Source organism: Knoellia aerolata DSM 18566, assembly GCF_000768695.1.
Classification (GTDB): domain Bacteria; phylum Actinomycetota; class Actinomycetes; order Actinomycetales; family Dermatophilaceae; genus Knoellia; species Knoellia aerolata.
On sequence record NZ_AVPL01000206.1, the window covers coordinates 1 to 337 of the forward strand.

The window sequence follows — 337 nt, forward strand, 5'->3', positions numbered from 1 at the left end:
GCACCTTGTTGCCGTCGCCGTCCTTGTAGTCCTGGGCATGCGAATGGTTGGCGGTGATGCGGGTGTAGACCTTGTCGTTGCCCACGGTCAGGTCGGCGGCCTGGTCGTTGCGGCCGTTTGATCCGCCCACCAGGCTGCCGTCGAAGCGCACGCCGGGCTCGGTGAAACGCGGCGTGTCGCGGTCGAAGCGGATGGTGCCGGCCGAGGCGCCCGGCCCCCACAGCACCGTCTGCGGGCCCTTGATGACGGTCAGCTTGTCGAAGTTCTCGGGCGAGATGTACGAGCTGGGCGCGTCCATGCGCGCCGGGCAGGCGCCGGGCATGGAGGTGCCGTTGGT

The 337-nt window shown here is 69.1% G+C and carries 1 protein-coding gene; it reads right to left on the reverse strand.

Translation table 11 applies throughout. The features are described 5' to 3' along the window. A partial coding sequence (locus tag N801_RS22300; protein WP_156996960.1) for a TonB-dependent receptor plug domain-containing protein occupies positions 1 to 337 on the reverse strand: 337 nt, incomplete at both ends.